The following is an 8,504-nucleotide window of genomic DNA, read 5'->3' as shown; positions in this document are numbered from 1 at the left end:
GTGCGTTTTCCGCATTAAGAATTAAATTCGCCACGGGTCGCACCTCTGCATCGCTGTAAGCCCCGTGGGAACCCCCTTTGGCGGCGCTGCCCCCCCAAGACCGTAATGGTGCGCTTGACCCGTAATTAAATTCGCCACGGGTCGGACCTCTACATCGCTTTGCGTCAATTCTTCTCCACTTTTCCAGTGATATGCTGTTCCGGTGATCCGCTTTTCCCTAGTTCTGCAAGAAGTCTATTTAGAATAAAATAGCCCTGGGTAAGCATTAGTTTAATCTGAGTTATTTCACAGCGTCGAAGCCTGTGCCACAAAGCTCGTTTATTTGAAGCATGATAGCACCTCAAGTAGCATCTCAAGTAGCGCATTCGCTGATAGCTTACTTTGATAGTCCTTCCGACCCAAACCCCCTCACTTCTGATAAAACATACAATGGTCTTCCTTTAACTTCTTCATAAATCCGTCCTACATATTCCCCCAAAATACCAATAGATACTAACTGTACTGCTCCCAAAAAGAAAATTGCAATCATAATGGTGGCAAACCCAGTCACAGGAGAATTCGGTTCAAAAATCCGCCAGTAAAGCACTAACCCTGCCATCAATAGCGCGATCGCTGTTGCTAATAATCCCAGATAAGTAGCGATTCGCAATGGCACTTTAGAAAAAGAAACCAGTGCATCTACTGCTAGGGCTAGGGATTTACGAATGGTGTACTTGATCTCACCAGCAAAGCGGGGGTCACGTACATAGGAAACAGAGGTTTGCCGCAACCCTACCCAAGAACGCAATCCCCGCACGTAACGGTTGCGTTCTGGCATGGCATTGAGTACATCAACCACCCGTCGATCCATTAAACAAAAGTCCCCCGTATCTAAGGGAATCTCGACATTGGCTAGACGGCGCAGTAAACGATAAAATAGGTAAGCCGGAAAGCGCTTTAACCAACTTTCACGACGTCTCTGAGTGCGCTGAGCATAAACAATTTGATAACCCTGCTGCCATTTTTCCACTAGCACTGGGATGATCTCTGGTGGGTCTTGTAAATCAGCATCTAGGACAATAATCCCTTGACCCCGCACAAAATTTAGACCGGCAGTGACAGCAATTTGATGACCAAAGTTACGGGAAAGACTTAGGTAACATACCCTTGGGTCTTTTTGATGAAGGTCTCGCATCAGCTCTAGAGAGCGATCGCAACTGCCATCATTCACTAGAATTAACTCCACCTCCCCTAACTGATCCATTACTGTACTGATGCGTCGGTACAGTTCTGAAATACTGTTTTCCTCGTTATATACAGGAATAACCAGGGAATAGGTTGGGTTCATCGTTTGTTGAAGGTTGCAGGTTTAAAGTTAGAGGTTACAGGTTGCAGGTTGAAAGTTGAAGGTTGAAGGTTGAAGGTTGAAGGTTACAGGTGGTAAGTTACAGGTGGTAAGTTACAGGTTGCCGGTTCGTTGGTTTAAGGTGGCAAGTTGCAGATTTTCTATAAAACCTTAAACCTTCAACCTTCACAACCTTCAACCTTCACAACCTTCAACCTTAAACCTTCACAACCTTCACAACCTTCAACCTTCAACCTTAAACCTTCACAACCTTCAACCTTAAACCTTCAACCTTCAACCTTCACAACCTTAAACCTTAACAACCTTCAACCTTCAACCTTAACAACCTTCAACCTTAAACCTTCACAACCTTAAACCTTAAACCTTCAACCTTAACAACCTTCAACCTTAACAACCTTCAACCTTCAACCTTAACGACCTTCTAGCGCCCTAATTTATTAGGAATTCCCTGACAACCACCCGGGATTGTTTTTCTTGACTTTTCACCGCACCAAGCACAGCTGTAGTAGTGCTGCTTTTCATCCATCCGCTGGACACCGGTGAAGTTAACATTTTCGACTACTGCACCGGTGTAAGCTCCAGTGGGATAGTCAGGGGGATGGGTACGACTGCGGGGACTGGCAGTTTCTACTGAACCATAAAATAGGCGGACTCCCTTGAGGTCAGCACCAGTGAGGTTGGCTTCATATAAAACAGTGCGGGATAGATTCGCTTGCACTAAGTCACAGAAGCTGAGATTCGCTCTGACCATATTAGCTTCGGCGAGTTCTGTCCAACGCAAATCTGTATAACTCAGGTCTGATCCAGCTAACATTACATTCAGGTCAATAACCCTTATACCATAAACTCGGTCTTCTTGGTATCCTCCATACCCATCCAACATGGGGCGTCCTAAATGATTATCCCGTCTGAGGGGAGTCAGTAAACGGGCTTGGGACAAAAATCTGAGTACTTTAGCTTTCCCATAGGCATCCACACTACTGAGAATAGCAGCGGTTCTTCCTTCGCAAAATGCCCTCTCCTGGGGCCAATCTTCTAGCAATCCCTGATCATCTAAGGCTAGATCTGAAACTCCCTGAAAGTAAGCATCAATGGTTTGCTGCTGGGTAATCATATTTTGCTGGATGGTCAGGTCTTTGGAAATGACATATTGTCGCCAAGCAATGAATACTGCTAGGACAGCAATCAAAATCTGTCCCAAAGCACCTACCCATTCAGCCCATGACCCAAATTCATCCCATTTAATCTGAACTAACCAATTGCTGATGTTTTGGTAAACACCAACAAAGTTCAGTAAGCCACTTATTGCTGCTACCACTCCGATCGAGGCAATAACTTTGATTCTTTGTGGTGGTGGCAACAAATCAGTAAGCCATTGTTTGAGAACCGGTAAAATTACTGGCAATGAAACCAACAGCGCCACAGTAGATCCGGATATCCCAATCCAGAGGTTATCAATCACTACCCCAAAAATCATGATAGCGATCGCACTGAGAATAATTAGGCTTAGGGAGCGATTGGCAGGACTAACTGATCCAATCGTTGGTTTATTGGGCAGGTTTGACAACGGCAGGGTAGATAAATGTTGCTCCTCTTGAGTTTGGGGAGGAGATGGTGGTGAATTACCATTGGCTGAGTTCTTGGCGGTACCGTTGTTACTATGTTCAGGCTGATTGGGTGGCAGAGGCTCAGGCAAGTTAGTCATGGCATTCCCATCAAAATAAGCTCAAGCTAAAGCAACATTCAAAATAATACAGCTCTTGGACACTCTGATCGTTTTTTAGCTTATTTGCACCTCAACAGATTAGCAAATTTTAAAGTGAAATCCGGTAGACTTGACTTGTGGGCTTTTGATTTTGTACGTTATATAAATCCAAGCAGGAGCGATAATAACCCTTAACCTTATATAGCGTTTCTCATAGTTATCTGGGTTCCCAAGAGCGCACTGCATTGCTACTCCCGACTCCCGATTCCCGATTCCCTAATCCCGACTCCCGACTCCCTCCAACCCAAAACTTTGTACCTCACCCGATTCAGAAGTGCTATACCACAGATGAGCATTCCAGTTTGTATTGAAACGGTTGGGCATCCGTTCCTGAATCCTAGTCGATTGTACTTGTAGTAACTGTGGCTGAGATTGGGTAAGAGGCACGACAGTCAATTCTTGGTTTTCCCTCAAGGTCTTGGCCAGGTCTTTTGAGTAGGGTATTACTGCTGCACTGACCTTATGGCTTAGCACCATATCGAGCAGCTGGTTGTGATCACAGATGACGGGAATGACAATTTGATCAAATCTTGGTGTGCCTTGCCAATAGTCTGGAAAAGCACTCAACTGGATGCCACTAGAACCGAAGGTCTCAACTTGGAATGGTCCAGTGCCAATCGGCTTTATCCCAAAGTGTTTTGTACCATAACCATGGCGCGGTACAATTCCCACGGTTAAAAGTTGGGGATGAATCGGAGGTTTGGTTACAGGCTCAATTGAATCAATTGCCCTGAGGCGATGGAATTGAGAGGGTAACCTTTGGGGGGCAGACTGTAATGTAAACGCAATGGTTTTTTGATCTACGACTTTGATATCCCTGATGCTTGTCAAAACCAGTTTGCGCCAGGGTGAGTCAATTTTCCGTAGTACCTGATAAGTGAACTCAACATCAGCAACCGTTAGAGGAGTGCCATCGTGGAAACGTAGGTTGTCATGAAGCTGGAAATAAAGGATTTTAGTGATCTTGTCTACAGTTTCTAGCTTCCACTTGACAGCAAGATCTGGAACCAGCAACCCACGTAAGGAATTAAAACGACATAAACCCCGGAACACCAGACTCAATACATCCGCTGGTCCTAGGGTTGGGTTAAGCAAAGGGTCAAGGGTCTTAATCGGACGAAAATCAGCAATGGTAAGCTCTTGGCGCGATTTGACCCAAATCTTTTTGGTAAAGGTGCTGTTGCTTGGGTTGATATCGGGGAGTTGTTGTTGTGGATCAGCCGTGAAGCGGATCATATGGAAGCCAGCCTTGAACCTCAGTTGATGACGAATGCTGCTGTCTTGCGATCGCTGATTCGGTTGTAAGGTGCCATGGGGACTAAGGTCAGATAGATTGTTGATAGTCCACTCAACTTGGAAAGAACCGGAAGGGCTACTTCCTTGATTAATTAGATCTGCTTCTAATGTAATTAAATCCCCTGCTACTGGTAATGGAGGATTTAGGATAATGTCACGCACCAATAAATCAATGGTAGTGGCTTCCCACGGAAGAGTATTGGTAGTTTGACCATCAATCACAGCAAATAGGACACCAACACCCCTGACTTGGGGCATAATCACACTCAGGCGGGACTCACTCCAACTGATGATTTTAGCTGGCTGACCCTGAAACAACACTAGAGCATCGGGTGAAGGCACAGAACCGAAATTACCCCCTTCAATCACCACACTACTCCCCGGTGGGGATTTGGCTGGTTTGACCTCATTCAAAAATGGGAGTTGTCGCCACATCCGAATCCGTGCGTCGGGAATATCAGTTTTGCGGCTAACTTCGGCAATCATTGCTGGGGTTTGGGTGTAGCGCTCTAGGTCATCAACGGAGTAAATTGCGATCGCATTTAGTTGTTTGATCTCAGCATCAGTAATATCTGGTAACGTAGCCAGAGGACGGTTATCTACTGGTCGGTCTAGAGGCTTACGTAACCCATCCAACTGACTCTGTAGTACTTGGGTAAAATCCAATTTGAGAACAGTAGCAGCATTTTCCTTGGGATCAACAACCGTCCGAAACCAAATTTCCCCATCTCGACCACGGCGCACTGTTACTTCCAAATCCAGGTTTAGCTGTTTGATAGCCAAAGACTTACCACGAGCATAGGATTTGAGGGACAGAGTATCTGCCGCATGGTCAATTTCCGATGCGATCGCATCCACCAATTCTGCCAGCTGCCATTCTTGGTTATCCTCTGTTACTGACTCATCATTACTCATCGATCCCAAGTTCCCTCTTCTGACTTCCCTACTCCCATTAACCCCAAGCGCGAAGTACCGTAACCAATTCAGAACTGTTGTACATGCAATAGTTTAGCCTTTACCTTTTGTCTTCATACCAAGTTGCGGTCAAACGTACAACTTTCTCTTCCGCCAATCTCCCTATCTCCCTATCTCCCTATCTCCCTATCTCCCTATCCAACCAATCTGCTCTGTTTGAATGCAACTAGGTATCAGTAGTGATAGTGATTCGGATACGACCATTACTACCAACTGGTTGTGTTTCACGAGCTGATGGCATTGTCACTATCACTCTACTTGACTTTTCTGCTAAAGACTGGGGGTCAGTTTGCAGCCGTAGATGGGCAGGAATTTCAACATCCACATCAGTGACCTGTAACTTCAATGGTTCAGCAGCCCGATCACTTGTTTGTTCCAATGTGTCAGTGATCTCTCGGAAAATTAATGTGATTAAATCTCCTAGTGTGATATCAGCCATCAGAAAATCTTGGTTATTAGTAGTTCAATTATAATCTTTAGCAAAGGGAACAGGGAACAGGGAACAGGGAACAGGGAACACTCATATTTTTTTTTAGGACTGAAATTGATTTTTATAAGTTCTGATATTATTTTTTTTAAAAAAATTAAGTTATTGATATAATGCTATATTATTTTGGATATACCCTAGTTTTTATAAATTAAAGTTAAACAATTATTACAGGTTTTTAAAACTAGCCAAAATTTCTATTTACTTGATTAAATCTTGCCTCTTGCCTTTCCCTAAGGCAGTATGTTCACAAATAAAAAAAAATGCTAGATAATAATCTTGATGAGGTACAATTTTTTGATATTACCGATTGTCTCTTCCCTGTTCCCTACTCCCTATTCTAGGCTCCCAGATCCGCTGTTCCCAGATCCGCTGTTCCCTAAAATCCCAAACTTATGTACCTCACCTATTTTATAAATGCTATAATTCAGCATAATTGTGCCACTAATAATTAGTTAGTATTATGAAATTTTAACTACCATAAATGCTGTCAGGAAAAAAACTTGTCAGATCAGCTAAAACCATAACATAGCTCTCGCGCTTTGGTCAGAAGGAAGCACTACTTAGGACTCCCGCTCTTAGTAACGCGATCGCAAGTTGTGGTAGTTCATCTAAAAAATTTCCGGAAGGATTGGGGATAACTGGGTATGGTGTTAGATATAAGGGTGCCAATAGCATCCGTATAGACAAATATATTCAGACCTTAATACCTGTGGACTGGATAGTGCTGACACGACTAGGATGAAGCAGGAAGAAACGATGACCGAAATATTGGAGGGCTGACCCCCTAAATTATATTTTATGGAGTCAGCCCGTGGGGAATTTATTCCCCGTAAGACTTACCATAGGTTAACAGGTGGGGTTGACAACTTGGGATTTGGGGTATACACCAAGGAAGCAGCAAGGACAACGGGAGGTGATCGAGAGTGCTTGTCATGGAATATAAAGCCGTAGTCAAGAAAAGCCAGAAAGTAGCTATAGATGAAGCGATTCGGACATCACGGTTTGTCCGAAACAAAGTCTTACGGTACTGGATCGATAATAAAGGTGTTGGCAAGAAAGAGCTTTACCGTTACAACACTCAGATCAGAGATGAATTCAAGTTTGTAAAAGATTTAAACAGTCATGCTTGTCAAGCATCTGTGGAGAATGTAGAACGAGCGATTAATCGGTTCTATGATAATTGCCAGAAAGGTAAGCCAGGTAAGAAGGGTTACCCAAGGTTCAAAAAGCATAGTCGCTCTGTTGAGTATAAACAGTCAGGATGGAAGTTACACCCAACCAAAAGACGAATCAAGTTTACCGATAATAAAGGTATTGGCGAGGTAAAACTTTTAGGTAAGTGGGATATTCATACTTTCGATCTAAAACTGATCAAACGAGTACGTATCGTTAAGCGTTCTGATGGTTATTATGTTCAGTTTTGCGTTAAGATTGAAAACTCCCGACCTGCGCCAGAGACTAACACAGAAGTTGGAATCGATGTTGGACTTGAGTATTTTTATTCGGACAGTAATGGTAATCATGAAGAAAATCCAAAATTCTTAAGAAAAGCCGAAAAAGACATCAAGCGTTCTCAGGGTAAAATTTACAAAAAAAAGAAGGGGTCATCTGGCAGAAATAAGGCTCGTGGTATCTATTCTCGCAAACATTTAAGAGTAACAAGACAGAGGAATGAACATGCCAAGAGATTGGCACGCAACTTATGTCTAGCTAACGCTAAGATCGTCTTGGAAGACTTAAATATAAGCGGGTTAGTGAGAAACCACAAGCTAGCCAAAAGTATCAGTGATGCTTCTTGGTACAACTTTCGCCAGTGGCTAGAACACTTTGGTGTAAAGTTTGGACGTGAAATAATTGCTGTACCACCCCACTATACGAGTCAAGAGTGCAGTAATTGCGGTGTCAGAGTACAGAAAAGCCTGAGTACTCGTACCCATTCTTGTCCACACTGTGGTTACGTCGAACAACGAGATGTAAATGCAGCCAAAGTAATTCTCTCTCGTGTAAGCACTACCGGAGGGCGTCCGGAAAGTAACGCCAGTGGAGATGTTTCCTCTACTTCAGTTGGTCGCAAGACCTGCCGAGGCAAGAAATGTCTGTGAAACTGGAATCCCCGGGCATCAGTGCCGTGGGGAGCGTCAAGCTGCCCTATTGTTGGCGTTTTTTTGTATTGTGGGATCGAATTGCATCATGGCAGACAAAGAGCATTTGGCTGTGCTCAAACGAGGGATAGATGCCTGGAATCAGTGGCGGAGGGAGAATCCTAACCTAGAGCCTGATCTGAGTGAGGCTAACCTCAGAGGGGCTGACCTCAGTAGGGCTGATCTCAGGCGGGTTAACCTGATCAAAGCTGACCTCAATGTAGCTAACCTAAGAGGGGCTAACCTCAGCGAGGCTAATCTCCTTGAGGCTAACCTCTGTTTATCTAACCTGATCAAGGCTAACCTTAACCAGGCTAACCTTTGCAAAGCTAAGCTCCGCTCTGCTAACCTCTACAAGGCTAACCTGATCGAGGCTAACCTCAGCGGCGCTAACCTAATTGAGACTAACCTCTACAAGTCTGACCTTTGCAAAGCTAAGGCTTTATGTAAAAATAACTTGAACATTTTTGCTCTTGGTGAGATCATGAAAAT

The 8,504-nt window shown here is 44.0% G+C and carries 7 protein-coding genes; 3 read left to right on the top strand and 4 right to left on the bottom strand.

The annotated features are described in order from the left end of the window. Positions 1-376 precede the first annotated feature (376 nt). Positions 377-1,327: a glycosyltransferase family 2 protein gene (locus tag BJP37_RS21725; protein ID WP_075901896.1), complete on the bottom strand. Its 951-nt coding sequence runs from the start codon at positions 1,325-1,327 to the stop codon at positions 377-379. A 147-nt stretch (positions 1,328-1,474) separates the two neighbouring features. Here BJP37_RS21725 and BJP37_RS37125 point away from each other — a divergent pair, with 147 nt between their 5' ends. Further along, positions 1,475-1,699 carry a hypothetical protein gene (locus BJP37_RS37125; protein ID WP_143727733.1) on the top strand — a complete coding sequence of 75 codons (225 nt, stop codon included), beginning with the start codon at positions 1,475-1,477 and terminating at the stop codon, positions 1,697-1,699. A 67-nt stretch (positions 1,700-1,766) separates the two neighbouring features. Here BJP37_RS37125 and BJP37_RS21720 read toward each other — a convergent pair whose 3' ends face one another. The 3 genes from BJP37_RS21720 to BJP37_RS21710 all read right to left on the bottom strand — a co-directional run bounded on the left by BJP37_RS21720 (position 1,767) and on the right by BJP37_RS21710 (position 5,820). Continuing rightward, on the bottom strand, positions 1,767-3,050 hold the full coding sequence (locus tag BJP37_RS21720; RefSeq protein WP_075901894.1) for a pentapeptide repeat-containing protein: 1,284 nt from the start codon (positions 3,048-3,050) through the stop codon (positions 1,767-1,769). A gap of 276 nt (positions 3,051-3,326) precedes the next feature. Further along, the gene (locus tag BJP37_RS41425) at positions 3,327-5,321 is read right to left on the bottom strand and encodes an ABC transporter substrate-binding protein (protein WP_075901892.1); all 1,995 of its coding nucleotides are present in this window, start codon (positions 5,319-5,321) and stop codon (positions 3,327-3,329) included. Positions 5,322-5,547: 226 nt separating this feature from the next. Further along, entirely contained in the window at positions 5,548-5,820 is a 273-nt protein-coding gene (locus BJP37_RS21710) for a hypothetical protein (protein ID WP_075901890.1), read from the bottom strand. Positions 5,821-6,794: 974 nt separating this feature from the next. Between BJP37_RS21710 and BJP37_RS21705 the strand changes: the two genes are divergently transcribed. Together BJP37_RS21705 and BJP37_RS21700 are read left to right on the top strand one after the other, a co-directional pair. After that, positions 6,795-7,973, top strand: a complete 1,179-nt coding sequence (locus BJP37_RS21705) for an RNA-guided endonuclease InsQ/TnpB family protein (RefSeq protein WP_075901888.1) — start codon at positions 6,795-6,797, stop codon at positions 7,971-7,973. 88 nt (positions 7,974-8,061) lie between these two features. After that, positions 8,062-8,504 (top strand): pentapeptide repeat-containing protein (locus BJP37_RS21700; protein WP_198954140.1); only part of this gene is annotated, 443 nt, incomplete at its 3' end.

The sequence above is a fragment of the Moorena bouillonii PNG genome, from assembly GCF_001942495.1.
GTDB classification, from domain to species: domain Bacteria; phylum Cyanobacteriota; class Cyanobacteriia; order Cyanobacteriales; family Coleofasciculaceae; genus Moorena; species Moorena bouillonii.
This window is presented reverse-complemented; position numbering and strand designations above follow the sequence as displayed.

Excerpts from the sequence above, each read along its gene's own strand:
- BJP37_RS21725 (WP_075901896.1), bottom strand. The coding sequence starts at position 1,327 with ATGAACCCAACCTATTCCCTGGTTATTCCTGTATATAACGAGGAAAAC.
- BJP37_RS21720 (WP_075901894.1), bottom strand. The coding sequence starts at position 3,050 with ATGACTAACTTGCCTGAGCCTCTGCCACCCAATCAGCCTGAACATAGT.
- BJP37_RS41425 (WP_075901892.1), bottom strand. The coding sequence starts at position 5,321 with ATGAGTAATGATGAGTCAGTAACAGAGGATAACCAAGAATGGCAGCTG.
- BJP37_RS21710 (WP_075901890.1), bottom strand. The coding sequence starts at position 5,820 with ATGGCTGATATCACACTAGGAGATTTAATCACATTAATTTTCCGAGAG.